The following is a 25,749-nucleotide window of genomic DNA, read 5'->3' on the forward strand; positions in this document are numbered from 1 at the left end:
TTGTCACGCTGGCTTTGATTGTATTGAGTGGCTTTTTTGTCATTATCGAGTTTGCCTTGATGGGTGCGCGTCGACATCGTCTGGAAGAAATGGCGGTTGAGAGTGGGTCGGCGCGGGCAGCGCTGCGTGGCATGAATGATTTGACCTTGATGCTGGCAGGGGCGCAATTAGGGATCACCTTTTGTACCTTTGCACTCGGGGCGGTCACTAAGCCGGCGGTAGATGTCTGGGTAGGGCCCGTCTTTCTCGCGGTTGGCTTACCCGCTTGGGCGGCTGATGCGGCGGCCTTCGGGTTTGCGCTGTTCGTGGTGACATTTTTGCACCTCGTCGTGGGTGAGATGGCACCGAAGTCTTGGTCGATTGCTCATCCAGAAAAGTCAGCACTGGCAATCGGTGTTGTCTCGCGTGCTTATGTGTGGCCGTTACGTCCGTTACTTCGCTGGATCAATCGTATTGCCAATCGCTTGGTGAAAGCCTCAGGGGTTGAGCCAGTAGAAAGCGCCGCGGTCGGGGGACAAGATATTCAGACCATTCGTCAATTGGTTGAGCATTCTGGGCAAGTGGGAACCTTGCAACCAGCGATTCAACGGCAATTGTCGGGGTTGATCGATCTGAGTTCGATTGCAATCGAAACCTTGGTCACCCAGGGGCAGGTGATGGCACATGTTGATAAACATGCAACGGTGGCAGAGGTGCGCGCTGTCGCCGTGGCGTCAGGGCATCTGCGTATTTTAATGACTGGCAACGAGGGACTTAAGCCGTTGGTGGTGCACGTGCGGGATACGCTACTCGAACCGGCAGACCGACTCGCACGCGATGTCGCTCGCAATGCGTATGTGTTAGATGCCAACACGCCCATCTACGAAGCGCTAGCGCGCATGCGTGAGGCCAGCGTTCAGCTTGCGGTGGTCAGTAAAGAGGGGGAAATGATTGGCGTGGTGACGCTGGCGGATATTTTAAAACGCGTGCTTCCGGTCACGGCAGCAAGTTAACCCGCTAATGGCCAAGATTAAAAAATGCCACAGTCACTTCACCAGTCACTGTGGCATTTTGTTTAGCTATCGATACTTGTTAGCGTCGCTGCGTTCGTCTGAGCGAACATATTGTGACGCTAGCTTACCAGCCTTTTACCACCGCGCCGTCAAAGACTTCCATCGCGGCGTTATAAACCGCGTCAGTTTGGTAGGCCTTAACAAAGGTTTTCACGTTTTCAGCGTCGACGTTGTCTTTGCGCGCCACAATCAGGTTCACGTAGGGTGATTCTTTGTCTTCAACAAAGATACCGTCTTTGCTTGGCGTTAGGCCCACGCCGGCGGCAAAGGTGTTGTTGATGATAGCCAAGTCTACGTCTTCCAATGAGCGAGGCAGTTGTGGGGTTTCTAGCTCGATGATTTCTACGTTTTTCGGGTTCTCAACGATATCGAGCTTGGTGGCGTTGATGCCTGCGCCTTCTTTAAGCTTGATGATGCCTTGTTGCTCAAGCAATACCAGTGAACGGCCTAGGTTCGATGGGTTGTTTGGCACGGCAATTTTACCGCCTTCTGGTAGATCCTCGACGCTATCTAGCTTGTAAGAGTAGGCCGCAATCGGATACACAAAGGTGTTGCCAGCAATCGCGAACTCATAGCCACGGTCTTTGATTTGTGCGTTCAAGTAAGGTTTGTGTTGGAAAGCATTCACGTCGACTGAACCATCGTCCAGTGCCGCGTTTGGCGAGACGTAATCGGTAAAGGTGATTAGCTCTACATCAAGGCCGAGCTTTTTCGCTTCTTTCACCGCGTGTTCAGCCACTTGTGCTTCTTCACCGGCCATCACGCCCACGGTGATGCTGTTGGTATCGGTCGCGGCTTGTTCTTTCTCGCCGCAGCCAGTCAGCACCAAGGTAGAGGCAAGGCCAAGGGTGGCAAGTAGTGTTTTAATGGTGGTTTTCATTGTCTGTCTCCCTGTTTGCAACATATTCGTCATTATTGTGTTTGATTTAGCGGTGATCGGCGCGTCGCACCAAGTAATCACCAAAAGATTGAATCGCTTGCACTAAGACTACCAGCATTACAACGGTGATCAGCATGACGGTGGTGTCAAAGCGCTGATAGCCATAGCGGATGCCCACATCCCCAAGGCCGCCGCCGCCGACCGCACCGGCCATGGCCGAGTAGCTCACCAAGGTGACCAAGGTAATGGTGGCGCCATTGATGATGCCTGGCAGTGCTTCTGGTATCAGCACTTTATAAATAATCTGGAACGGGTTCGCGCCCATCGCTTTGGCCGCTTCTTCTAGCCCTGCTGGTAGTTCCAGTAACGCCCCCTCAACCAAGCGGGCAATAAATGGAATCGCGCCGACGGTCAGTGGCACAATCGCCGCCGCTGTACCGATCGAGGTGCCAACCACCATGCGGGTAAAGGGAATAATCGCGACCAGCAAGATAATAAAGGGGATGGAGCGGCCAATGTTCACGACTGCGCCAAGCACCTGGTTAACTTGTGGTTGACCCAGCAAACCACCGGGTTTGGTCACATGCAGTAACACACCTAGTGGGATGCCAATCACAAACCCCATGATGCCGGAGGCAAACACCATATACAGAGTTTGGCCGGTAGCCTCGAGGAGCAAGTTGATAAGGGCGCTGTTTTCATTTACCCATTGGGTGAGTTGATCAATCAACATAGCCAAGTACCTCCGTGTTGACATGGTGCTTGTTGAGGTAAGTAATGGCGTTTTCAACCGCCTCTTTGGGGCCCATGATCTCCGCGAGGAGTAGGCCGAATTTCACGCCACCGGCATAGTCGATATYTGAGCTTAAAATACTGATGTCGATATCAAACAGGCGCGAGATCTGGCTGATTAATGGGTCATCGACTGTCGCACCGGTAAACTCAAGACGCACTAACGGGTAGCTGCCTTCAAAGTATTCTTGTTGCAAGCGCTGGGCGAAATCATGCGGCACTGATAAGTCGAGGGTTGAGCGAATAAATTGTTTCGCCAAGTCGGATTTGGGGTGCGCAAAAATCTCGCCCACCGGGCCGGATTCAACCAGTTCACCATCGCCAATGATGGCGACGTCGTCACAGATACGTTTGACCACGTCCATTTCGTGGGTGATCAGCAAAATGGTGAGGTTGAGCTTTTGGTTGATGGTTTGCAGCAGCGACAAAATCGATTGGGTGGTGGCCGGATCCAGTGCGCTGGTGGCTTCATCACAAAGCAGAACGTTGGGGCTTGGCGCCAGTGCGCGGGCAATGGCGACACGCTGTTTTTGTCCGCCACTGAGGCTGGCAGGATACACATCACGCTTATCGGTCAAGCCGACCAGATCGAGCAGTTCGCTTACGCGGGTTTCTATCTCATCGCGGCTCGAGCCACTTAGCTCAAGCGGTAGGGCGATATTGTCGAAAACGGTGCGTGACGAAAGCAGATTAAAGTGTTGGAAAATCATCCCGATTTTACGGCGCGCTTGGGTCAACTGGCGGCTGGGTAGCGCGGTGAGGTTAGTGCCCCCCACTTTGACTGAGCCGCTGGTTGGGCGCTCGAGCAGGTTAACCATCCGGATCAGGGTACTTTTCCCAGCACCGGAGGCACCGATCACACCAAATACTTTTCCCTTGGGAATAAATAAGTTGATGTCATTAAGGGCATGAATTCGGCGCTCCCCGAGTTCGAATACCTTGTTGAGGTTGGTTATCTCAATCATCACATGTCCTTGGCGAATAATTTGATCACAGCAGACTCACTCAGCGGCTTGTGCCACATTCTTGCTGTCGCTCTGGTTATTGATGCTATGAGTTAGTCAAAATTAAGTCAATGGATATTTTTACTTCTGGACGTCTAAATGGCAATAAGTCCAATCGCTTGGTTATAAACTCAACAGTCAGCTTGATCTCAAACGATAAAGGGCGTTTACTAGAGGCCCCTGTAGTGCTTTGTTCTGATTACGCTTTATGCCAACTTCTTTGATTGATACCACCATGCTTTCCTTGTTTATCCCGACCTTTTTCCTCGTCTCGGTGACGCCTGGGATGTGTATGACCCTCTCGATGACGCTGGGAATGACCATCGGGGTTAAGCGTAGCCTGCATATGATGTGGGGCGAGTTAATTGGCGTGGGGCTGGTGGCGATTGCCTCGGTGATTGGAGTGGCGGCGATGATGCTTAATTATCCGTCTATCTTTCAGGTTTTCAAATACGTCGGTGGTGCCTATCTGGCGTTTATCGGGGTGCAAATGTGGCGATCTCGCGGGAAAATGGCCATTCCTGAGGAGGATGACGCTAGCCCCAGTGAAGCGTCTGCGTGGTCCTTGGCGGCCCAAGGATTTGTCACCGCGATTGCTAACCCGAAAGGCTGGGCGTTTATGATCTCACTGTTGCCGCCGTTTATTAATCCTAAATTAGCGCTGCCTAGCCAGTTAAGTGTGCTGGTGTTGATTATTCTGCTGACTGAATTTAGCTGTTTGATGCTGTATGCCAGTGGCGGTCGCACGTTGCGTCAATTTCTGCAGCAAAGAGGCAACGTGCAATTACTCAACCGTGTCGCCGGCACCTTGATGGTGGGTGTTGGCGTTTGGCTGGCGCTGGGGTAGGGCGTGATTAGCCTGTGATGCAGCCGTGATGCTCAGCGACCAACGCGGTAAAGAGCGCTTTGGCGGTGGGGAGGATCGCATCTGGGAAATCATAATCAGGGTTGTGCAGCTGTGGATGATGCTCACCGCTGCCAATGCCAAACAACGTCCCTGGCCAGCGAGCAAGAAATTCGGCCACATCCTCCGACCAACGCATGGGCTCGGTGAGCCTGTGAACGGCTAACCCTAACGACTGCGCGGCATTGACCACATGCTGCGTATGGTGCGTGCTGTTCTCGGCCGCGATAAAGGGCTCATGCCAGCTAACACTGACCGTTAATCCTGCCCGAGCCGTCAGCGTGTTCACTTTGTCGATTAAGTCGGCCTTCATGGCGTGAAAGCAGGCGTTGTCATCACTGCGCAATGTGGCCATCACGGTCGCCTGGCCGGGGGCGACGCCGTAGGCAGGCTCTCCTAACTGGGCGTGAACCAAGGTGACGAGGCTGTTGGCGTCAGGGTAGGCGTCGGGCAGTTGTGTCAGGGTATGCATCACGCCTGTCATCGCACTGGCAGGGCTGATCCCACGCTCTGGGTAGGCGGCATGAGAAGTTTTTCCGTACAACTCAATAGCGACTCCGGTCGAGGCACAGGCAAAGGTACCGGGGCGTACCACGATTTGATGCTGACTAAAGCCGGGGAGATTGTGAAAGGCGTAGACGTTATCAATCTGCGCGTTGGTAAGTGCGGGGGACTCGCACATACGCGCTGCGCCTTCGCCGGTTTCTTCGGCAGGCTGAAAGGCGAGCAGCACAGTGCCACGAGCGGGTGGCGTGTGGCGAAGCTCGGCGGCGACGGCCAGCAACGCCGCGGTATGACCATCGTGGCCACAGGCATGCATCACGCCTGAGTGCTGGGAGCAATAAGCCAGTGATCCACGCTCTTCAATCGGCAGCGCATCGAAATCGGCACGTAGCAAGGTGGTGGGCCCTGGTGCCGCGCCTTGAATGGTGACCAGGATCCCGTGACCGCCGACATCAGTGGCAGGGTGAAAGCCAAATTGCCGCAACTGGGCAGCGATAGTACGGGCGGTGAGGGCTTCGTGGTTAGACAGCTCAGGGGTTTGGTGCAGGGTATGCCGTAGTGTGACGGGATCGAATTCGTTAGCCATCTTCGACTCCAAAACCAGAATGGATACGCCATGCTAGATCGCGTTGGCATGTAACGTTGTGAACGCAAACGCAAAAAAGCCAGCAACGGGTGCTGGCTTTTGTTTTATCTCGACAGGGCGTGGTGCAAATTACACTTGGCCGTTGTCTTCCGCTTGTTTCGCTTGGATAGCGGTCAGTGCCACTGTGTAAACAATGTCATCAACCAATGCGCCACGAGACAGGTCGTTCACCGGCTTGCGCATGCCTTGCAGCATTGGACCGATAGACACCAGCTCAGCAGAACGTTGTACCGCTTTGTAGGTGGTGTTACCTGTGTTCAAGTCTGGGAAGACGAACACGGTCGCTTTACCGGCAACCGGTGAATCCGGTGCTTTCGACTTAGCCACATTTTCCATGATGGCCGCGTCGTACTGCAGTGGGCCGTCAATCACTAGATCAGGGCGCTTCTCTTTGGCAAGACGGGTGGCTTCGCGAACTTTATCCACGTCAGCCCCTTTGCCCGAGCTACCGGTCGAGTAAGAGATCATTGCCACGCGCGGCTCAATACCGAATGCGGCGGCAGAATCGGCTGATTGAATTGCGATTTCAGCCAGTTGTTCTGCGTTTGGATCCGGGTTAATCGCACAGTCACCGTAAACCAGCACTTGCTCAGGCAGCAGCATGAAGAAGACCGACGACACCAAAGAGGCGTTCGGCGCTGTCTTGATGATCTGCAGCGGTGGGCGAATGGTGTTAGCGGTAGTGTGCACGGCACCGGAAACCAGGCCGTCCACCTCGTTGGCTTCTAGCATCATGGTACCCAGCACCACGGTGTCTTCCAGGTGCTCTTGCGCAATCACTTCGGTGATGCCTTTGCTCTTACGCAGCTCAACCAAGCGAGCCACGTACTTGTCACGCGCTTTCACTGGGTCAATGATTTCTACGCCAGCGCCCAAGGTCACGCCTTGCTGATCGGCAACACGTTTAATTTCTTCTGGGTTACCCAATAGCACACATTCAGCAATTTTACGCTCTGCGCAGATAGCGGCGGCCTTGATGGTACGTGGCTCGTCACCTTCTGGCAGCACAATGCGCTTGGCGGCTTTACGCGCAAACTCGGTGAGCTGATAACGGAAGGCCGGTGGGCTGAGGCGACGCTCGCGGTTAGAGCCAGAGCTTAGTGACTCAATCCAGTTACCATCAATGTGGCTGGCGACATGGTCGTTCACAAACTCAACACGCTCTTTGTCGTCAGCCGGGACTTCGAGGCTGAAGCTTTGCAGGTTGAGCGAGGTTTGCCAGGTGTTCCCTGCAGTGGTGAACACCGGTAGGCCCGTTTCAAAGGCACGATCACACAGTGCTTTGAGCTGATCAGGGATCGAATAACCACCGGTTAGCAGCAGTGCACCGATTTCCACGCCGTTCATCGCTGCTAAGCAGGCCGCGACAATCACGTCTGGACGGTCTGCCGAGGTCACCAGCAGTGAGCCAGGGCGGAAGTGCTCAACCATGTTAGGAATAGAGCGGGCGCAGAAAGTAATGCTTTTGATACGACGCGAGTGAATTTCACCTTCATTGATGATGGTGGCATTCAAGTGCTTGGCCATATCGCTGGCACGGGTGGCAATTAAGTCGATTTTCCACGGCACACAACCCAGTACGCGGATTGGGCTCGAGTTGAAGATCTGCATCACTTCAACGTTGGTCGGACGCGCGCCATCTGCATCGTCAAAGATTTCTGACAGATCAGGGCGGGTGCGGCCAGCATCATCCACAGGCGCATTGAGCTTGTTGATGATCACGCCAGAGATATTGCCGTTTTTGCTGCCGCCAAAGTTGGTGCAAGCAAACTCGATACGCTCTTTTAGCTGGGCTGGGTTGTCGGTACCTGGTGTGGTGACAAAGACAATTTCTGCATCCAGCGTCTTGGCAATCTCGTAATTAATTTGGTTGGCAAACGGATGGTTACGCGTGGTAACCAAGCCTTCAACCAGCGCCACTTCGGTGTTTTGGGTGGCACGTGTGAAGCGTGCAAGCACTTCTTCAAGCAGCACGTCTTCTTGATCGGAGCGCAGCAGATTTTCGGCCTGGTTCATCGACATTGACTCGGCGACTTTCATATCACTGTTGGCGTGAATGATTTCCGTCGTCAGGTCTGTCACATCGGTGTCGCTACCGTGATGTGGCTGGGCAATGGGTTTAAAAAATGAGACGCGAACGCCTTTACGCTCCATCGCTCGCATGACGCCGAGGCTGACACTGGTCAGGCCGACGCCGGAGCCGATTGGGATTAGCATAATAGTACGGGACACGTTGACTTCCTCTTACTATCTGATTGGCGTGCCGGACAGGCCGGCACAAATATAAAAACGGCTGAGTGGGATCAGCCGTTAGGAATGGTCTTACAGGCCAGTTAGGCGCGCAGCGTCTTGCGCAATGACCAACTCTTCGTTGGTTGAAATCACCATCGCAGGCACACGGCTTTCGTCTGTGGTGATCACGCCTTCGCCGCCAAAGCGGGCTTTCAGGTTACGCTCTTTGTCGATATCAACACCCAGCAGAGCTAGACGCTCGAGTACCAATTCGCGGATTGGGCCTGAGTTCTCACCGATACCGCCGGTAAAGACAATCGCATCAAGACGGCCGTCTAGGGTCGCGGTGTAGCTGGCTACGTATTTGGCAAGACGGTGACAGAACACATTCATTGCGCGAGTGGCTTCTTCTTTCTCGCCGTAGTTGTCTTCGACAAAGCGGCAGTCAGAGGTCACTTCAGTCAAGCCTTGCAGGCCAGACTCTTTGGTCAGCATGGTGTTGATTTGCTCAACGCTATAGCCCAGTGCATCGTGCAGATGGAAGATAATTGCAGGATCTAAATCACCAGAGCGGGTACCCATGACCAGACCTTCCAATGGGGTCATGCCCATTGAGGTGTCGACGGATTGGCCATTTTTAATCGCACAAACTGACGCGCCGTTACCCAGGTGGCAGTTAATGATGTTCACTTCATCAACAGGCTTGCCAAGCTGCTCAGCGGCGGCGTTAGCGATAAAGTAGTGCGAGGTACCATGCATGCCATAGCGACGGATGCCGTGCTCTTTATAAAGGTTATAAGGCAGCGCATACAAGTAGGCTTCTTCTGGCATGGTTTGATGGTATGCCGTATCGAATACCGCCACGTTTTTCAGCGCTGGGAAGGCTTTTTTCGCCGCTTCGATACCTACGATATGGGCTGGGTTGTGCAGCGGTGCAAAGCTGGCTGCATCGTGGATCCCTTTCAGTACATCGTCCGTAATTAATGCTGACTGAGTAAAGTGCTCTCCACCGTGAACAACGCGGTGGCCGATGGCACCTAGGTTCTCGGCAAGCTCAGGCTTAGAGGCAAGAATGGTATCAACAATGAAGTTCAGTGCTTCATTGTGTGCGGCACCTTCGCCGAGTTGGGCTTCATGCTTACCGTCCATTTTCCACTTAATGCGGGCTTCTGGGAGGTGAAGGCATTCGGCTAGACCGGTAAGATGCTCATCGCCTGATTGAGCGTCGACAATGGCGAACTTCAAAGAGGAGCTTCCGCAATTGAGTACGAGAACCAGCTTGGACATGTATGACTACCTATGTTTCGTAAGACAGAGTGTATTGAACAAAAAGGATAGTGGACAAACAGAGACACTACCTTTTTAAAAAAAGAATTATCTCATGCGTTGTCGCGGGGAAGAACCATCTTTATCCGTCCTGGATAAATGAACGCTCCGTCGAATACAACCAGATTAGGTTGCGAGACAATCGAATCCGAGCAACAATGATAAAGTGCGCTAAGGATAGCGGGACTTGATACAGATAACAAAAATTTTTTGAGCAATACTGGTTAATTTTGAAAGTTTTTAAACAGTTTGTTTAATTTTTATTGTAAAAGTTGAGTGACAGCGAGTCGAGTCACACTGAGTAAGTGAGGTAGGTATGGCAACGAATAAGTCAATCTGGCGCTGCCTGCAAGACGGTCAGAAGTACATGCAGGAATGGCCAATGAGAAAGGAGTTGGCACCGGTTTTTCCCGAAAATCGAGTGATCACCATGACTCGTTTCGCGATTAAAGTCATGCCTGCCGTGGCGGCAATCAGTGTATTGCTGCAGATGTCGGCCAATAATGTGCAAGGGCTACCGCAAGCGGTGATTGTGGCCTTATTCGCGTTAAGCCTGCCGGTGCAAGGTTTGTGGTGGTTGGGTAAGCGTCGTGATACGCCTCTGCCGCCGGCGCTTGCGGGTTGGTATCGCGAGCTGCATCAAAAGATCACCAGCGAAGGCCATGCGATGCAGCCGATTAAAAGCCAACCTAAGTACAAAGAGCTTGCACATGCGTTAAGCCGCGCGTTTAAAGTGGATCGCGCCGCGTTGGAGCGCTGGTTCTAACAGACACGCGGCGTCGCCGCTATCGAATAGCTATCGGCTATCGAATAGGTATAAAGAAGAAAAGATAAAAAACGCCGACCAGCTGGTCGGCGTTTTTGTCTGTGGGAAAGCGTGAGCGCTGAGCTATTTGGTTGCGCGCTTGCACTGGGCGTCACCTTGCCCCTGCATTTGGCTCACCGCTTGACGCATTTCATCCATCGACAGCCAACGCTGTGGCATGGGCAGTACGTGCAAGCGCAAGTCGGGCGCGTCGTCGCTCAGCATGGCTTGATCGCTCACCGCGGTGATCAGTGCAATGCGCAGTTCAGGGTTGCGGGCGTGAATTTGTGCGGCGGTTCCCAACCCCTCAGCCACGTGAAAACGCCCGGCGACATGCACAATTTGGCTGTTGGGGTGAGAGTCATGATACGCGACGATGCTTTCGGCCATGGTGGCATCCCAGGCAAGCTGAGCGGCATATTGCGCGTCTGTTTGGCTGGCGCTGCCATGGTGCATATTGGCCTTAAACTTGCGCTTATAGGCGGGCGGTAGCTGCCGTCATAGTTATCCCAGGCATTGGCCTGTCGTTTTAACGTGTCTTCGCCTATCTCGCCAGCAAGATATTGGTTAAGGACTGGCTGTGCATCGCGACTGAACTGCTCCATCGACAGGGCCACCGAATGCTCTGAGGCGAGCTGACTGAGTAGTTCAGTTTGAAAGCGGTGTACACCAGGATGGCCGTGCCACTCGCCAATAAGCACCACATCGGCATCCGCGACTTGAGCGGTCACTTGGGTCAGGCGCAATGGCTCGCCGTTTGCGCGGGTGACTTGGTAGTCAAATAAGGTGGCAAGCGCATCGGTTTTCGCATGGAGCGCTGAGCTAGTGAATGCGATGCAGGCTGCGGCGAGCAAGGTATTGATGAGACGAACCGATACACGACCTTGTTTCATGGCTTTTCTCCTTGGCTATGATTGCTCTGCGGCGTGATGACGATATACGCGCAGGGTGAAGTCGGCGTCGCACTCAAAGGCCTCGCTGTTGGCTAAGGTGTCACGCCACTCATCTGATGCGCGCCAAGCAAAGGGCGTCATCTGCAGTAGCGTGAGGGCTTGCTCGCCGGCTAATGTCATCGGGTAATGTAGTGAGTGCTCACTTTCCAGCTGGAAGCCTGGTAATGACTCCGGTGGCGTTTTGTGTAAGCGCACTTCTTGATAGATACCGGCTTTTAGCTGAAATAGATGACGTGGACCTGGCGTGACCGTCACTACCACGCCGCCAGGCTTAATCACGCGATCTAACTCTTCACCGTTACAGGGCGCATAAATGCGTACCACACCATCAAGGCTGTTGTCGGCAAACGGCAAGCGCTGGGAAGAGGCGACCGAGAACTGACACTGTGGATACCATTTGGCCGCATAACGTACCGCCACTTTGGCAATATCTAATCCGTGTACCGACCATTGTTGCGCTGCGGTTTGATCGGCAATTGCGTGGGTGTAATAACCTTCGCCACAGCCAACATCCAAAATGGTTTGGTGCTCGCCATCGAGCGCTTGGGTGAGGGCGTCAATCATCGCTTGGCGCATGGGGGCATAATGACCGGCATTTAAAAACGCCCGACGGGCTTGGGTCATGGCTTTATTATCGCCCGGATCTTTAGAGCGCTTAAATTGCACTGGGAGTAGATTGAGGTAGCCCTCTTTGGCGCGGTCAAATTGGTGATTGTTAGCGCAATAGGCGCCACGTGACCTAGCTTGCAGGGGCTGTTGGCACAGCGGGCATCGATAAATCATGGTTGTTCGGTGTGTTAGCGTGAATGGGCTTAAGGGTACGGGCTTGCGAGGCGTTCGACAAGCGCGGCGCGAGCAAATTAAACAGCCGCCTGGTGGGCGGCTGGCAATAAAGAGGGTTGCTTGCTCTGGTTTAGGCGGCGAGGATCTGCTCAATCTCGGTTAAGCTTAAGTGGAATTGRCGCGGGCACTCACGCCACACGTTCAGCATGCGACGGTACTTTTCCAGCATGGGCATTTGGCTGTTAAAGCGGTGCTCGCCTTGATCAAATTGCGGATAGAGCCCCTCTGTATCGACAAGAAAGCGGACATAATGCACTAAAGCACCTTCAGTGGCGGCGTCAAAGCCCCAGAACTGCACGCGACGTGGTGATAAGGCTGCTTGGTTGGCGTCGTCCAGAAGGTTGTAAGAGGCCTGTATCGCATGGTGCATTTCCATGATATCGATGATCTCACGGCATTGGGTTTCACATAACGCCTCGAACTGGCTGATCACTTCCGCCATTTGTAAGCCGTAACCGCGCTCAATAATGGTTTGTAAGCGGCGATACTTTTCGCTATTAGAGGGATCGAGGTGGCACATTAATTGGTATTGATTAGATAAAATCAGACGTTGTGCAGGGGTCATATCCATCGCGGTTGGCCTCTTAACTTTCAAAGGTACAATAGTCGTTCATCAATTGATGAGGGAATAAATAAAGACTACCACCTCTATGAGGGGGAAATCTTGATCTGAGCTATGTCCGTAGCACGTTTATCACCCGCTAGTGGTTGTGTCAGTCAAAGGTATAAAAGGTTAGTGACTAGGGATTGAATATGTTTGAGTTCGCCGAAATGAGCGGTTGGCAATGGGGCGGCTGGTTATTGTGGGCAGCGGTGTTATATCGGACCTACCCACCAGAGTTTTTCGCTAAGCTGCGCCAGGAAACCGGGTATCAGCATTTGGCGTTTTCCTCCGCGGTGGTGTTGTTTGCGCTGTGGGCGCTCCAAGCGGGGATCAAAGAAGGCCTGGATATCCACTTTTTAGGCGTGACCACCTTAGCCTTGTGTCACGGCTGGCGCATTGCCATTTGGATTGCCACTGTGCCATTGGCTTTGATGGCGGTGTTTGGTTTTGTTCCCGTTGCTGATGTGGGCATGACCGCATTGACCACGGCCGTGCTACCTATCACCTTTAGTTATGGCATTTTCGCGCTCAGTTACCACTATTTAACCCGGCATTTGTTTATTTACATCTTTATCGCTGCATTCATCGGCGCGGCGCTCACGATAGTGTTCCAGCTGTCAGTGACCTCGTTGTGGTATTGGTTAGCCGATAGGCACAGCTGGCAAGACATTGTGCATAACTACCTGCAAATTGCGCTACTGATGTGGTTCCCTGAGGCGCTATTAAACGGTATGGCAGTGACGGTGATGGCGGTATATCGGCCTCATTGGTTGCGCACCTTTTATGACCGTGAGTATTTATCGCCAGAGCGTTAGGCCGTGTGTCCATGCGGCGATGACGGCAACATCTCGATGAAAAATGCCGCCAGTATTGCCCGGCGGCGTGCTCGATAATGGCCATCCCTGTGTTAGGTGGTGACTAAGTGTTAGGCAGTGACTAAGCCTTCTTTCGCATCGGCAGGGAGAATATCCATGGCGTTGCCGTATAACGGTGCCAAAGCCCGAACCACATCTGAGCGACTTATCACCCCTACCAAGCGCTCGTCTCTCATCACCGGATAAATATAAGGGCGTGATAAGGTTTGCGTTTTAGCGCGTTCTAATGCCGACTGGGTGGTAAAGCGCGTAGCAATGCCCGCATCACTGACAGGGTACAGTACTTGGTTGTCAATGCTCATATACTGCGCCAGTTCAATCACCGATTGGTCTGCCTCAACGGTTTGTACCTCAGTGCGCATTAAGTCTTCGACTTTGGTGTCCATATCGGGTTGGTAATCATTCCACCATAAATCGACGAATACATCTTGCACCGAGAAAAAGCCGACTAATTCATTTTGCTTGTCGACCACCGGTGCGCCTTGTAACTGATAGCGGTTGAGTTGCTCTAATGCATCGGCCACAAACTGGTGGCTTTGTAAGGCGCAGTGAACAGGCTTCATGTTTTTTTCAATGGTTAAGGTTTCTTGGGTCATAGTAGGTCTCTCAGAATAATTTGCAGACGGGAGCGTCAATGCAGAAATGTGTGCGGTTTTGTGTTCTCTTTCTGGATTAATAATGAGCCAGTACCCCATGCCGACAAGGCCTGCGCCGCCGACAATATTGCCGAGGGTGACAGGGATTAAATTGGCACTGATAAACTGGATCAGGTTTACGTCACTAAAGGCTGCGGGGGAGCTGCCCACCGCTTGCCAAAAGCTGTCTGGTGCGAAGGTGGCGATGCTCATGCCCAATGGCACCATGAACATATTGGCCACACTGTGTTCAAAACCGGTGCTGACAAACATGGCGACAGGCAAAATCACCATCACGGCTTTGGTCAGCGGATTTTGCGAGGTGAATGTCATCCAAATCGCCAAACAAACCAACAAGTTACAAAGCACACCAAGAGAGAATGCTTGCAGCCAGCTGTGATGCAGTTTGTGCTGAGCCACATGAAGAGCGTTCAGCCCCCACTGCCCATCATCGAGCTGGTATAAGCCCGCCGCCATCACGATCAGCACCAACAAGAGCGCGCCACATAAGTTGCCGATATACACCCTTGCCCAGGTATAAAGCAGGTTGCGTGTACTGATTTTGCCGTTGGCGCGCGCGAGCATGGAGAGCACGGTACTGGTAAACAATTCCGCGCCGCCCAGTACCACAAGAATTAATCCCATGCTAAAGGCCAGCCCACCCATCAAGCGGGTGAGTCCCCAACCGGCTGTGCTCCCCGTGGTCACCGTGAGGTAAAACACGAACGCCAACCCGATAAATAGACCAGCCATCATCGCCAACCCGACGGCCATACGAGTCGACTTGCGCGGTTTACTCTCAGCGTATTGCTCGGCTTGCACCAGCAGTGCAGCGGGGCCGTCAGTGTGGATAGGGGTTACCATCGGCTGCCTCCTCTTTTGGCAATGCGTGCCCGACCTTGAAGACAAAAAAACATACTGGTTGTACTCCTTTTTAGACTGAATGTGAATAAATCCAGCCTATTCGCTTGGTTATCAGGAGTAAAATTGATATTGCTTAGGGTAATAATCACAAAAATTGATAGTCTGATGTCATCAAAGTCAGACAGTAAGGATCCTAGATGCGCTACTCACTCAAGCAGCTCGCTGTGTTTGAGGCGATTGCCGCGATGGGCAGTGTGAGCCGTGCTGCCGACCATTTAGCGTTAACGCAGTCGGCGACCAGCATGGCGCTTTCACAGCTCGAAAAGCTACTTGGTAGGCCGCTCTTTGAGCGCCAAGGCAAGCAAATGCAGCTCACCTATTGGGGAGCATGGTTGCGACCCAAAGCACGACAACTGCTGTTTGATGCGCAACAAATTGAAGCAGGATTTGATGGACAGCACATTATTAGTGGTGATATTGCCTTAATTGCCAGTCAGACCGCCGCAGAGCACCTGATCCCAGACCTTATCAGTATTATTGATAGTGATTTTCCCGAGTTGAGAATCGACTTTACGGTGAAAAATACGCAAAAGGTGATTGATAGTGTGCGCCGCTATCAACACGATTTAGGGATAATTGAAGGCCGTTGTGATGACAGCCGGTTGAAACAACAGGTGTGGTGCCATGATCATTTGGTGGTGGTGGCGGCCAAGCATCACCCTTACGCGCAGCGCGATCAAGTAAGTTTGGCGCAACTTGAGCAAGCGCAGTGGGTATTGCGAGAGCCGGGGGCCGGGACACGGCATAGTTTTGATAGTGCCATTCATGGCGTTATCGAAGATCTTGATGTGCGGCGAGAATATGAGCAGGTGCCGGTATTACGTACCTTGGTGGCCAATTCCAACTACCTCAGCTGCTTACCCTATCTTGATGTCGAGAAGTGGATAGAGCGCGAAGAGCTGGTGGCGCTGAATGTGCCTGAGCTAAATATGCGCCGGACACTGTCGTTTATCTGGCGAGCAGACGCGGCGGATAACCCGTTGCGWGACTGTATTATCCGTGAAGCCATTCGGATGACCAAAGCCCGCCGTCGAGAGATGTAAGTATCAAGGCGCGAAAAATAAGGATAAAAAAAGCCGGCCACGAGGTGACCGGCTGATGGGTACTGAGGGGCGTCAGGTTAATACATGACGTTATGACCATAACTGGCAATAATCGCTTTGACGTTATCCATCACTTCTTTTGATGGGGGCGAGACGTCTTGCAGTTCGTAATCATGGCCCAGTGCTTCCCATTTGTGTGCACCGAGCTGGTGGTAGGGAAGTAACTCGACTTTTTCGATGTTATCCATGTCTTGAATAAATTGGCCGAGACGATGGGCAGAGTCATCATCATCGGTATAACCAGGGACAACCACGTAACGAATCCAGGTTTTTTGCCCAATTTTGTGCAGATATTTGGCAAAGTCGAGCGTTCGTCGGTTTGATACACCGACTAAATCTTCATGAACCTCATCATTGAGCTGTTTGAGATCCAGCATCACCAAGTCGGTCGCATCAAGGACTTCATCAATCACCGGGGTGTGTTTGCGAATATAGCCGTTGGTATCTAAACAGGTGTGGATCCCTTCCGCGTTAGCGGCTTGGAAAAAATCACGCACAAACTCAGGTTGCAACATGGCCTCACCGCCAGATGCTGTCACCCCGCCACCAGAGGCGGTAATAAAATGGCGATAGGCACGCACATCTTTCATTATTTCATCCACGGTGACTTCTTTGCCGCCATGCGTGTCCCATGTATCACGGTTATGACAGTATTTGCACCGCATCAAGCAGCCTTGCATAAAGACAATAAAGCGGATGCCAGGGCCATCTACGGTGCCACAGGACTCAAATGAATGGATGCGACCGATTGTCGACATAGCTGTCTCCAGACTGCGAATGGCTATGCCGTCATTTTATTACAAACCCAGTGTGAAGATAAGGGAATTCCCGGCTTTTTCGCACTTCTCGCCTTGTATTACCCCCTCATTACACGCTTGACTCAAGCTTGATCACAGTTCCAATTTTTTATTGCCCAATGAGTGAGACGTTAACCAGATAAATTCCATACAGATTTTGTGACTCTTCCCTTTTTTGTCCAAACTGACGTGCGACACGTCGCCAAAGCGATACATGCTTATGCCAGGTTGCATGCAAGCAGGGATATGCTTGGTGTCAGGCTAGGATCAAAGCAAATGCTAGGACTTATAATGAAAAGAATCAGTGATCTGAGAGTGAAAAATAAGCTTGTTGCACTAATGCTGGTTGCCGTTGTGTTGCTGGCAGGGATCAGCGCGTACACCATCAACAAAGAGCGGGAGCAATCCTATGCTGAGCGGACGGCCTCGTTGCGCGCCAATATTGAGGTGGCGCAAAGTGTGGTGGCCTATTACCGACAGCAGGCACCACAAATTGGCGAACAAGAAGCCAAAGCACAAGCGATCGCGCAGCTTAATAAACTGCGTTACGACAGTAATAACTACTTTTGGGTGCTTAAACCTGACCTTACCATTGTGAACCACCCGCTAAAGCCTAAGCTAAACGGCACCAGTGCGGATGGGCTGACCGATGGTGAAGGGAAGCATCACTGGCGTGAGATGGTGGAAGTCAGTCAAGGTGCACAGGGTGGTGTGCTTGATTATACCTGGCGCTCACCTGAGGGCGAGATGAAGCCGAAAATCTCCTACGTTAAAAGGGTTGATGGCTGGGATTGGATTATTGGCTCAGGCGTGCATGTCAGTGATATTGAAGCACGGGTGATACAATCTGCGTGGCAAATCGGTGGTTTAACCCTGTTATCTGGCGCTATCTTGCTGGTAGCCGGTGGGTTTGTCAGCCGCGATATTGTGATGCCATTGGATGAGCTGGTAGAAAAATTCGATCGCATTGCGGGTGGCGATCTTCGGGTAGAGTGTGGTTATACCCGCCACGACGAAATAGGCAAGCTTGCTCGACGGATGGATACCGCGATGAGCAGTGTACGAGAGGCGCTGCGTGTTGCGCATGACGAAGCCAAACAATCGTCGACCATGGCGTCTTCAATAGCGTCGGCCAGTGAGGAAAGTGCACAAAGTATTCAATCTCAACGTGCGCAACTTGAGCAGTTGGCCACGGCGATGAACGAAATGACGGCCACCGTGGCCGATGTTGCCGATCACGCCGAGCAAACCGCGCAAGCCACCAATGACATTTCCTCAATGGCGGACGATGGCAACCATAAGCTAGACAGCACGGTGGCCAGTATTCGTGAGGTGGCTGAGCGTATTGCCGCGGCGGATAAACTGGTGAATCAAGTGAAACAAGGCGTGATGGAGATCAGTGATGTGGCGACGGTGATCCAGGGCATCTCTGAACAAACCAATCTCTTGGCGCTTAACGCCGCCATTGAAGCGGCCCGTGCCGGTGAGCAAGGCCGAGGCTTCGCGGTGGTCGCTGACGAAGTGCGCTCGCTTGCACAAGGCACGCAAAAATCGACCACCCAAATTCAAGGCACCATAGAATCACTGACCAACAACGCGATTGAAGCGGCAGAGGCGATGACATCAAGCCATCAATCCAGTGAAGACAGTGTCAATACGGCGCTAGAAACCCAAGAGCAATTGAAAGCCATGGTGAGTGCCTTGCATGGCTCGAATGACCGCGTGGTACAAATTGCCGCCGCGGCAGAAGAGCAGGGGACGGTGTCAGAAGAAATGAACCAAAACGTGAGCAACATTCACAACTCAGCCAACGAGATTAGCGGTGCCGCCTCGCACCTTGCTGAGCAAAGCCAACTGCTTGCTGATTCAGCCCGTGAGTTGGACAGTAAGTTGGATCGCTTTGAAGTGGTGTAATCGCTGATTATCCCTGGCGGGTGTGTTGACTCGCCGTTAGCCAAGGCCGACGTGCTGGCGGCAAGTCTGGATAAATCGGGAAACAGAGCGATAAATAGGCCGATAAACAAAAACCGCCAGCATTGCCGGCGGTTTTTTCTTTGAGCGTTAACCCTGCTTTATCGCTTACAGTGAAGAGGTAAAGGTACGGGTAATCACGTCTTGTTGCTGCTCTTTGGTCAGCGAGTTAAAACGTACCGCATAACCTGATACGCGGATGGTCAGTTGAGGATAGTTCTCAGGGTGCTCCATCGCGTCCAGCAACATTTCACGGTTCATCACGTTAACGTTCAAGTGCTGGCCACCTTCTTGGCCGCTTTCGTGGTGGAAGTAACCATCCATCAAGCCTGCCAAGTTAGCGCGTTGTGCGTTTTCGTCTTTACCCAGTGCATTTGGCACGATAGAGAAGGTATAAGAAATACCGTCTTTGGCGTGGGCAAATGGCAGTTTACCAACAGATGTCAGTGACGCGACGGCGCCTTTTTCATCACGGCCGTGCATGGGGTTAGCACCTGGGCCAAACGGCATACCGGCTTGACGACCGTCAGGAGTGTTACCCGTTTTCTTACCGTAAACCACGTTTGAGGTGATTGTCAGGATAGACTGAGTTGGAACCGCATCACGATACGTTCTCAGTGAACGGATCTTGTTCATGAAGCGCTCGACCAAGTCACAGGCAATCGCATCAACGCGCTCGTCGTTGTTACCAAATGCTGGATATTCGCCTTCGATATCAAAGTCGATAGCAATACCGTCTTCGTCACGAACTGGCTTCACTTTGGCGTATTTAATCGCGGCTAGTGAGTCAGCCGCCACCGAGAGACCGGCGATACCGCATGCCATGGTGCGATGTACATCACGGTCGTGGAAGGCCATCAGCGCCGCTTCATAGCTGTATTTGTCGTGCATGAAGTGGATGCTGTTCAACGCAGTTACGTATTGTTTTGCTAACCAATCCATCAGGTGATCCATGCGGTCCATGACTTTGTCATAGTCCAACACTTCATCGGTCATCGGCGCGTGCTCAGGGGCAACTTGGATTTTCAGCTTCTCGTCAATACCACCGTTGATGGTATAAAGCAGCGTTTTCGCCAAGTTGGCACGGGCACCGAAGAATTGCATCTGCTTACCAACAATCATTGGCGAGACGCAACATGCAATCGCATAGTCGTCATTATCAAAGTCAGTGCGCATCAGATCGTCGTTCTCGTACTGGATAGACGAGGTGTCGATCGAGACTTTGGCACAGAACTTTTTGAAGCCTTCCGGCAACTGCTCAGACCAAAGCACGGTGATGTTTGGCTCTGGGCTTGGTCCCATGGTGTATAGGCTGTTTAGGAAACGGAAGCTGGTACGTGAAACCAGTGGACGCCCGTCAACACCCATACCGGCAACAGATTCCGTTGCCCAAATTGGGTCGCCAGAGAAGAGGTCATCATACTCAGGCGTACGCAGGAAGCGCACCATACGCAGCTTCATCACGAAGTGATCGATCAGCTCTTGCGCTTGCTCTTCAGTCAGTTTGCCCGCCGCGATATCGCGCTCTAGATAGATATCGAGGAAGGTAGAGGTACGGCCCAGTGACATGGCAGCACCGTTTTGGGTTTTCACTGCACCCAAATAACCGAAGTATGTCCACTGAATGGCTTCTTGCGCGGTTTCGGCAGGGCGAGAAATGTCACAGCCGTATTTTGCGGCCATTTCTTTCAATTGACCCAGTGCGCGATGCTGCTCTGCAATTTCTTCACGCAGCTGCATGGTCATTTGCAGATCTTCGCCGTTTTCGAATTTCTCTTGCAACGAATCGAATTGGGCTTTCTTGTCTTTCATCAAGAAGTCAATACCGTACAGCGCAACGCGACGGTAGTCACCGATGATACGGCCACGGCCATACGCATCAGGCAAACCGGTCAACACGCCAGATTTACGGCACTTCAGGATTTCTGGGGTATAAATATCGAAAACACCTTGGTTATGGGTTTTACGATATTCCGTGAAGGTTTTCTTCACTTGTGGATCGAGTTCGCGGCCGTAGGCGTCGCATGAGCCTTGAACCATACGGATACCACCATTAGGTAGCATGCCGCGTTTCAGTGGCGCGTCAGTCTGCAGACCAACAATCTGTTCCAGATCTTTCTCGATGTAGCCGGCGTCGTGAGACGTCAGGGTAGAAACCACAGACGTATCAAAATCAACCGGTGCATGCGTCGCGTTCTCTTGCTTGATGCCTTCCATCACGCGCGCCCACAGTTTGCGAGTGGCGTCAGTTGGCTCAGAAACTAGGAATGATTCGTCGCCCTCGTAAGGGGTATAGTTTTTCTGGATGAAGTCGCGAACATCAACTTCTTTGCTCCAGTTACCTTCAACAAATCCTTCCCATGCATTGGAAACGTGCTCAGACATGTTGCACCTACCTGTACTCTTTTCAAAAAGATATGTATTGGGACCAGGTTCAGTCATCGTATTTGTCAGTATGGCTGACGCCTGCGACCCATCGATTTATCCGGATACCCCGCCCGAAAGCGGGGCAATGTTATTACAACAAAGATGGAATGCCGGGAATCATTCCGACTGCCAACATGGCAGCAATACAAATGATCACTGTGGCGGTTGGAATCACCAGACGGTCAACGGTAGAGAGCGTTGTCGGGCGCTCTTTATCACCGATAAGACCGTTGTTGTCCAAGAGCATAGTGACTGCCCAACCAAAGACTGGGTTAACAGCCATGGAGGCGAAAATACAAATACCCGCTGCTTGGCTCGACTTGGCGTCTTTCACCATCTGCATGCCTGCTTCAAGCAAGGGCAGGAACACACCCGATAGCAGCGCGATAGTCATCACGGGTGGCCAAGTGGCGACATCCATAGGGTAGCCAATCAAGGCAACGGCAATACATAACAGACCCAGTACAATGGCACCGCCAGGAATAGGTCGACGCGCAATCGCCGCCGGAATCATGTAGGTTCCCCACGATGAGGTGATGTTACCGCCACCCACAGAGGCCCCGACCATTTGACGAATAGAACAACCTGTCATGGTGTCATCCACGTCCATCAATACTTTTTCGGCTTTCTTAGGATAATTTAGTTCCTGGAAGATACGGTGACCAAGAAAGTCCGGTGACCACATCGCTACGGCCAGCAGTGCAAACGGCAAAGAAGCAAGAAAGTGCGACAGGTTTGGAAGACCGAGTTGCCAGCCTTGCTCGGTTGAGCCCCACCAGTAAACCGGATTCAGGTTAGGTACACCCGGTTGAGTAACAAATTCTAGTGACGAGCCTGCACCCAGGGCGGTAGCAATTAATCCACCGGTGACCGCACAGACGGGAATCGCGAGCCAGCGTTTACCGATGCGCGCCAAGAAGGCATAGATCACAATCGACACGGCGAGAATCAAAATGGAGATATAGCCCATATCAATGGCCGCACCCCAGGCGAGCAGGCTCTCAATTTGGCCTTTGGCACCCCCAAAGCCCAAGAATATCAGCAAACCACCAGCCACCCCCTGGCTCGTTAAGTTCACTAATTTAGAGCCGCCTTTGAGATAACTGAGTATCAGGCCAAAGGCACCGATTAGGATCCCTAAGGCGAGAGGATGTGCGCCGGCGAGCGCGATGGTCCCGACAAGCGGGATCATTGGCCCATGGTTACCGGCCAGGTTAGCGCGTGGATTGATAAATCCGCATAAAAGGACACAAAAAAGGAGTGCGGGGATAAGCATTTCAACCCGCGCGACCTCAACAGCAAACGCTTTACCTAAAGTCACATGATCCCACGCGGCGGTTAGCCCCTCAGCCCATGACATCATCACTGCAGAATACATAGCGATAATGCCGATGGTACCGGCCAGCGCGGGAACAAGATCCTCAATTTCAAAACGGAAGTCACGGCCAGGCAGGTTCAAGCCCCAACGGCGCGGACGCATAATTTGTAATTCGTGATTCAGGTAGTCAGCGCGGGAGGCAAATGAAGAAGCCGGCTTGTGCTTCTTTTGATATTCGCTCTTTTCTTCGTGACTCACACTGCGGTCTTGAGCATGTGTTGCCATAATTTCCTCGTCGTACAGAAAGCAAACGCTTTCGAAACAGTGGCTTAGCCAGTCTTTATGTGTTTTTAACGCTGGCCTTATGGCCGTGTTCTGTTTCGTTATCAGCATGCTAACAACAGGGTGAGCGTAGAATGTTGACTTAGATCATTACCGTGTAATTTTTTTACGTGCTACGCCCACTTGAGCCGCGGGTTTTGCCCCTGAATTGCCCCTCTCATCGCCGATAAATCCGTATTCGTGTAATTTAATTACTATTTAAGGCGATGAATATGTGCTACAAAACAGCAAGATAAACGCGCCCGATGTAAAGCGGGCGTGGTGGCATCTTGAATCTGGGTCAATAAATAAAGATAGTCCCTGCGTGCTCGCTGTAGTGATTAAAAAAGATAGGTTATAGTCGCTATATTGTCCTCTAAAAATGGATCCTTATGGTGCGCCGATTGTTCCGCCTTGTTGTTTGTCCTCGCATGCTGATGCCAACGTGGCGTCGTTTGAGTTTGGGCGCGTTATTGCTTTGCCCTGTCATGGTCGTGCAGGCGGCGGGGGTAGACACGGTGAGCGCTGCGATTCAAAACGGCGATTATCAAGATGCGCTTACCCAGGCGGACACCTTGCTGACCCCATCGGAGCAGCAGGCGTTAGTCCCCTCTGAGCGTGCAGAGTTACAACGTTTGCAAGCCATCGCCCACCTTTACCTTGATCAGCGTGCGGAAGCGTATCGCGCTTATCGTCAGGCGTTGACACTGAACGGACTGAGTAAAGCGAGTGAAGCGGATGCGTTGACGGCGGTGATTAGCTTGGCGTTTCGGGTTGAGCAATATGAAGAAGTATTGAACTATGCTCGCCAACTTCGTGATAAGCATACACTGCAGCCAACCTCTGCCCGTTTCGCGATGCAGGCTGCTTATGCGCTATCGCGTTTCGATGTGGCGATTGAATATGCGCGCCAGCTGCAAAAGCTCGGTGCGGAGGATGCCTTTATTCTGCAAACCAAAGGGCTTAGCGAGATGGCGCTATCACGCTTTAAGGCGGCAGCAGCGACATTCGATAAGTTGGTCAATCAACCCGATGTGGCCCCTCGTTGGTTAGAGCAGGCCGCACGCGCCCACGCCAAAGCGGGCTCGCACCAAACGGCACGTCAGTACTTAGCGCGCGCCCATGCCGATATTTCCCTTTATCGTACGCTAGCGGCCTCGTTGTTAGAGCAAGATGCATCACAGCAGGCGTTGCGGTATTGGCAACAGGGATTACAGCAATTGACCCGGCTGCCCACGCGTGATGAGCAGTTATTTCTGGTGCAGTGTTTGATTAAAACAGGCCAGCGCGTGGTAGCGCTAAACTGGATCAGTGAAGTAAATTTGAGCGAGCCAGATAAGCAAACGCTCAAACTACAGGTGATGCTTGCGTATCAACTTAATCATTGGCAGGAAGTGATTGATACCGCGCAAGTGGCGCTCTCTTATGGTCTAAAAGATGATCGTATGCTGTGGCAGTGGTTATCCATCAGTGCGATTAAAGCCGGGGACTATGCGCTGGCAGACTATGCGTTAGAACAGTGGGAGGCGCGTGATCCCACCGGCCTTGCCGAGCGCTGGCGTGACACCCTAGAGCTGCTTAAAGCGAAGCGAGCGAAACGTCGCGACGCGCGGCTGTCATAAGGAGGTTGCCTACGTTAAAGGCAGTACTGTCTTTTTTAGTAGACGTTTAACTATGGTGTTCACAGTTTTGTTACGCACCGTGGATCGTATTGAAATGAAATAAATTGCACGTCTCTCCCCTCTAATGCCAATTTTTATCAGCTTTCTCGATAAAAAGAACCCGCTTTCTTCAAGTTAACTTCTATACTTACCTCGGTTAAAGCCGCTTTATCGAGGTTAATGGCTGACACAGCAATTGTTGGTTTTTTCAGCAGTAAATTTTACAATTGACTTTTTATGCAGTAATAGTGACTATAATGAATGCGCTTTAAAGGTTAACAAAATGTTGCTCATTGGATTGAGGGGTGATATTTTCGATCCATACTCAGTGCATTTGGTGCGCTTTAACCACAAATACAATAGATTTCACGGATGACAGGAGTTAGCGCATGACGGATGCTGTGGCGCTACAGGTAAAATCACTTAAAAAAAGCTTTGGGCAGCATCAAGTGCTCAAAGGTATTTCCCTCGACGCCCACCGCGGCGACGTGATTTCCATTATCGGCTCTTCCGGCTCTGGCAAGAGCACCTTTCTTCGCTGTATCAATTTGCTGGAAACCCCCACGGGCGGTGAAATTTGGGTCAATGGTGAGTTGATCAAAATGAAAAACAACCGTGCCGGTGAACCCGTTCCCGTCAGTGACAAGCAAGTGCAACGCATTCGTTCGCGTCTGGCGATGGTGTTTCAAGGGTTCAATCTTTGGTCGCATATGACGGTGCTGCAAAATGTTATCGAAGCACCCGTGCATGTGCTAGGCGTGCCCAAGGCACAAGCGATTGAAGAAGCAGAAGCGTTATTACACCGCGTTGGGCTTTATGAGCGCCGCGACTACTACCCAGGCCATTTATCCGGTGGCCAGCAACAACGTGCAGCGATTGCGCGCGCACTCGCCGTCGAGCCAGAAGTCTTGCTGTTTGATGAGCCAACCTCCGCGCTGGATCCTGAATTAGTAGGAGAAGTGCTGGGGGTGATGCGTTCGCTGGCTGAGGAAGGGCGCACCATGCTGGTGGTGACCCATGAAATGAGCTTTGCGCGCGATGTTTCTAACCATGTGATGTTCTTGCACCAAGGATTAGTGGAAGAGCAAGGCAACCCCAAAGAGTTGTTTGATTCGCCAGAATCAGAGCGTTTGCAGCAGTTTATCTCATCGATTTATTAATCTATTTAGTAA

At 52.1% G+C, this 25,749-nt stretch carries 21 protein-coding genes and 2 pseudogenes; 8 read left to right on the forward strand and 15 right to left on the reverse strand.

Annotation, left to right across the window (positions count from 1 at the left end; translation table 11 throughout):
- On the forward strand, positions 1-992 hold a 992-nt coding region (locus BZG14_RS10030), incomplete at its 5' end, for a CNNM domain-containing protein (RefSeq protein ID WP_077608663.1).
- A 124-nt stretch (positions 993-1,116) separates the two neighbouring features.
- Here the strand turns inward: BZG14_RS10030 and metQ are convergent.
- The 3 genes from metQ to metN are packed head-to-tail and all read right to left on the reverse strand — an operon-like array spanning position 1,117 to position 3,689.
- Positions 1,117-1,932: a methionine ABC transporter substrate-binding lipoprotein MetQ gene (gene metQ / locus BZG14_RS10035; protein ID WP_077608664.1), complete on the reverse strand. Its 816-nt coding sequence runs from the start codon at positions 1,930-1,932 to the stop codon at positions 1,117-1,119.
- 46 nt (positions 1,933-1,978) lie between these two features.
- Complete coding sequence (locus tag BZG14_RS10040) at positions 1,979-2,665, reverse strand: methionine ABC transporter permease (RefSeq protein WP_069361055.1); 687 nt, start codon at positions 2,663-2,665, stop codon at positions 1,979-1,981.
- Positions 2,655-3,689 carry a methionine ABC transporter ATP-binding protein MetN gene (gene metN / locus BZG14_RS10045; RefSeq protein ID WP_077608665.1) on the reverse strand — a complete coding sequence of 345 codons (1,035 nt, stop codon included), beginning with the start codon at positions 3,687-3,689 and terminating at the stop codon, positions 2,655-2,657. Before metN ends, BZG14_RS10040 begins: the two co-directional genes overlap by 11 nt.
- Before the next feature lie 247 nt (positions 3,690-3,936).
- Between metN and BZG14_RS10050 the strand changes: the two genes are divergently transcribed.
- Positions 3,937-4,575 carry a LysE family translocator gene (locus BZG14_RS10050; RefSeq protein WP_077520232.1) on the forward strand — a complete coding sequence of 213 codons (639 nt, stop codon included), beginning with the start codon at positions 3,937-3,939 and terminating at the stop codon, positions 4,573-4,575.
- Positions 4,576-4,582: 7 nt separating this feature from the next.
- Here the strand turns inward: BZG14_RS10050 and BZG14_RS10055 are convergent, their stop codons facing one another.
- From BZG14_RS10055 to BZG14_RS10065, 3 genes are all read right to left on the reverse strand, one after another.
- A complete protein-coding gene (locus BZG14_RS10055) occupies positions 4,583-5,722 on the reverse strand; it encodes an amidohydrolase (RefSeq protein ID WP_077605631.1) in 1,140 nt (379 codons plus the stop codon).
- A 129-nt stretch (positions 5,723-5,851) separates the two neighbouring features.
- Entirely contained in the window at positions 5,852-7,999 is a 2,148-nt protein-coding gene (gene pta / locus BZG14_RS10060; protein WP_077456713.1) for a phosphate acetyltransferase, read from the reverse strand.
- A 105-nt stretch (positions 8,000-8,104) separates the two neighbouring features.
- The gene (locus BZG14_RS10065) at positions 8,105-9,301 is read right to left on the reverse strand and encodes an acetate kinase (RefSeq protein ID WP_077456711.1); all 1,197 of its coding nucleotides are present in this window, start codon (positions 9,299-9,301) and stop codon (positions 8,105-8,107) included.
- Between the two features lie 355 nt (positions 9,302-9,656).
- On the opposite strand from BZG14_RS10065, the gene yfbV reads away from it, so the two are divergent.
- A complete protein-coding gene (yfbV, locus tag BZG14_RS10070) occupies positions 9,657-10,106 on the forward strand; it encodes a terminus macrodomain insulation protein YfbV (protein ID WP_077485317.1) in 450 nt (149 codons plus the stop codon).
- 123 nt (positions 10,107-10,229) lie between these two features.
- On the opposite strand, the gene BZG14_RS15920 is transcribed toward yfbV, so the two are convergent.
- The 5 genes and pseudogenes from BZG14_RS15920 to BZG14_RS10085 all read right to left on the reverse strand — a co-directional run bounded on the left by BZG14_RS15920 (position 10,230) and on the right by BZG14_RS10085 (position 12,512).
- Positions 10,230-10,460: a hypothetical protein gene (locus tag BZG14_RS15920; protein WP_241824651.1), complete on the reverse strand. Its 231-nt coding sequence runs from the start codon at positions 10,458-10,460 to the stop codon at positions 10,230-10,232.
- Positions 10,461-10,487: 27 nt separating this feature from the next.
- Positions 10,488-10,601 (reverse strand): annotated as a pseudogene (locus BZG14_RS16110) (ChaN family lipoprotein); the annotation flags it as partial.
- 74 nt (positions 10,602-10,675) lie between these two features.
- Positions 10,676-11,038 (reverse strand): annotated as a pseudogene (locus BZG14_RS16115) (ChaN family lipoprotein); the annotation flags it as partial.
- A gap of 15 nt (positions 11,039-11,053) precedes the next feature.
- Entirely contained in the window at positions 11,054-11,881 is an 828-nt protein-coding gene (gene rlmA, locus BZG14_RS10080) for a 23S rRNA (guanine(745)-N(1))-methyltransferase (protein WP_077608666.1), read from the reverse strand.
- Positions 11,882-12,011: 130 nt separating this feature from the next.
- The gene (locus BZG14_RS10085) at positions 12,012-12,512 is read right to left on the reverse strand and encodes a YfbU family protein (protein ID WP_077456705.1); all 501 of its coding nucleotides are present in this window, start codon (positions 12,510-12,512) and stop codon (positions 12,012-12,014) included.
- A gap of 200 nt (positions 12,513-12,712) precedes the next feature.
- On the opposite strand from BZG14_RS10085, the gene BZG14_RS10090 reads away from it, so the two are divergent.
- Complete coding sequence (locus BZG14_RS10090; protein WP_069361173.1) at positions 12,713-13,360, forward strand: energy-coupling factor ABC transporter permease; 648 nt, start codon at positions 12,713-12,715, stop codon at positions 13,358-13,360.
- 110 nt (positions 13,361-13,470) lie between these two features.
- Here the strand turns inward: BZG14_RS10090 and focA are convergent, their stop codons facing one another.
- Positions 13,471-14,919, reverse strand: coding sequence for a formate transporter FocA (focA, locus tag BZG14_RS10095; protein WP_077485309.1), 1,449 nt, complete (start codon positions 14,917-14,919; stop codon positions 13,471-13,473).
- A gap of 197 nt (positions 14,920-15,116) precedes the next feature.
- Here focA and BZG14_RS10100 point away from each other — a divergent pair, with 197 nt between their 5' ends.
- Complete coding sequence (locus BZG14_RS10100) at positions 15,117-16,022, forward strand: LysR substrate-binding domain-containing protein (protein WP_046073653.1); 906 nt, start codon at positions 15,117-15,119, stop codon at positions 16,020-16,022.
- Positions 16,023-16,099: 77 nt separating this feature from the next.
- Here the strand turns inward: BZG14_RS10100 and pflA are convergent, their stop codons facing one another.
- Positions 16,100-16,840 carry a pyruvate formate lyase 1-activating protein gene (gene pflA, locus BZG14_RS10105; protein WP_069361043.1) on the reverse strand — a complete coding sequence of 247 codons (741 nt, stop codon included), beginning with the start codon at positions 16,838-16,840 and terminating at the stop codon, positions 16,100-16,102.
- 330 nt (positions 16,841-17,170) lie between these two features.
- On the opposite strand from pflA, the gene BZG14_RS10110 reads away from it, so the two are divergent.
- A complete protein-coding gene (locus tag BZG14_RS10110) occupies positions 17,171-18,793 on the forward strand; it encodes a methyl-accepting chemotaxis protein (RefSeq protein ID WP_158074865.1) in 1,623 nt (540 codons plus the stop codon).
- 165 nt (positions 18,794-18,958) lie between these two features.
- On the opposite strand, the gene pflB is transcribed toward BZG14_RS10110, so the two are convergent.
- Both pflB and BZG14_RS10120 read right to left on the reverse strand, forming a co-directional pair.
- Positions 18,959-21,235 carry a formate C-acetyltransferase gene (gene pflB / locus BZG14_RS10115; protein WP_077485303.1) on the reverse strand — a complete coding sequence of 759 codons (2,277 nt, stop codon included), beginning with the start codon at positions 21,233-21,235 and terminating at the stop codon, positions 18,959-18,961.
- Positions 21,236-21,368: 133 nt separating this feature from the next.
- Complete coding sequence (locus BZG14_RS10120) at positions 21,369-22,880, reverse strand: DUF3360 family protein (RefSeq protein ID WP_077485300.1); 1,512 nt, start codon at positions 22,878-22,880, stop codon at positions 21,369-21,371.
- A 473-nt stretch (positions 22,881-23,353) separates the two neighbouring features.
- Here BZG14_RS10120 and BZG14_RS10125 point away from each other — a divergent pair, with 473 nt between their 5' ends.
- Positions 23,354-24,538 (forward strand): tetratricopeptide repeat protein, encoded by a 1,185-nt coding sequence (locus tag BZG14_RS10125; protein WP_198532050.1) that lies wholly within the window; start codon positions 23,354-23,356, stop codon positions 24,536-24,538.
- Between the two features lie 428 nt (positions 24,539-24,966).
- The gene (locus BZG14_RS10130; protein ID WP_069361038.1) at positions 24,967-25,737 is read left to right on the forward strand and encodes an ABC transporter ATP-binding protein; all 771 of its coding nucleotides are present in this window, start codon (positions 24,967-24,969) and stop codon (positions 25,735-25,737) included.
- Positions 25,738-25,749: the final 12 nt, after the last annotated feature.

Source organism: Salinivibrio sp. IB282 (genome assembly GCF_001995685.1).
Classification (GTDB): Bacteria; Pseudomonadota; Gammaproteobacteria; order Enterobacterales; family Vibrionaceae; genus Salinivibrio; species Salinivibrio kushneri.

Excerpts from the sequence above, each read along its gene's own strand:
- metQ (WP_077608664.1), bottom strand. The coding sequence starts at position 1,932 with ATGAAAACCACCATTAAAACACTACTTGCCACCCTTGGCCTTGCCTCT.
- BZG14_RS10040 (WP_069361055.1), bottom strand. The coding sequence starts at position 2,665 with ATGTTGATTGATCAACTCACCCAATGGGTAAATGAAAACAGCGCCCTT.
- BZG14_RS10050 (WP_077520232.1), top strand. The coding sequence starts at position 3,937 with ATGCCAACTTCTTTGATTGATACCACCATGCTTTCCTTGTTTATCCCG.
- BZG14_RS10055 (WP_077605631.1), bottom strand. The coding sequence starts at position 5,722 with ATGGCTAACGAATTCGATCCCGTCACACTACGGCATACCCTGCACCAA.
- pta (WP_077456713.1), bottom strand. The coding sequence starts at position 7,999 with ATGCTAATCCCAATCGGCTCCGGCGTCGGCCTGACCAGTGTCAGCCTC.
- BZG14_RS10065 (WP_077456711.1), bottom strand. The coding sequence starts at position 9,301 with ATGTCCAAGCTGGTTCTCGTACTCAATTGCGGAAGCTCCTCTTTGAAG.
- yfbV (WP_077485317.1), top strand. The coding sequence starts at position 9,657 with ATGGCAACGAATAAGTCAATCTGGCGCTGCCTGCAAGACGGTCAGAAG.
- rlmA (WP_077608666.1), bottom strand. The coding sequence starts at position 11,881 with ATGATTTATCGATGCCCGCTGTGCCAACAGCCCCTGCAAGCTAGGTCA.
- BZG14_RS10090 (WP_069361173.1), top strand. The coding sequence starts at position 12,713 with ATGAGCGGTTGGCAATGGGGCGGCTGGTTATTGTGGGCAGCGGTGTTA.
- focA (WP_077485309.1), bottom strand. The coding sequence starts at position 14,919 with ATGGTAACCCCTATCCACACTGACGGCCCCGCTGCACTGCTGGTGCAA.
- pflA (WP_069361043.1), bottom strand. The coding sequence starts at position 16,840 with ATGTCGACAATCGGTCGCATCCATTCATTTGAGTCCTGTGGCACCGTA.
- BZG14_RS10110 (WP_158074865.1), top strand. The coding sequence starts at position 17,171 with ATGAAAAGAATCAGTGATCTGAGAGTGAAAAATAAGCTTGTTGCACTA.
- pflB (WP_077485303.1), bottom strand. The coding sequence starts at position 21,235 with ATGTCTGAGCACGTTTCCAATGCATGGGAAGGATTTGTTGAAGGTAAC.
- BZG14_RS10120 (WP_077485300.1), bottom strand. The coding sequence starts at position 22,880 with ATGGCAACACATGCTCAAGACCGCAGTGTGAGTCACGAAGAAAAGAGC.
- BZG14_RS10125 (WP_198532050.1), top strand. The coding sequence starts at position 23,354 with ATGCCAACGTGGCGTCGTTTGAGTTTGGGCGCGTTATTGCTTTGCCCT.
- BZG14_RS10130 (WP_069361038.1), top strand. The coding sequence starts at position 24,967 with ATGACGGATGCTGTGGCGCTACAGGTAAAATCACTTAAAAAAAGCTTT.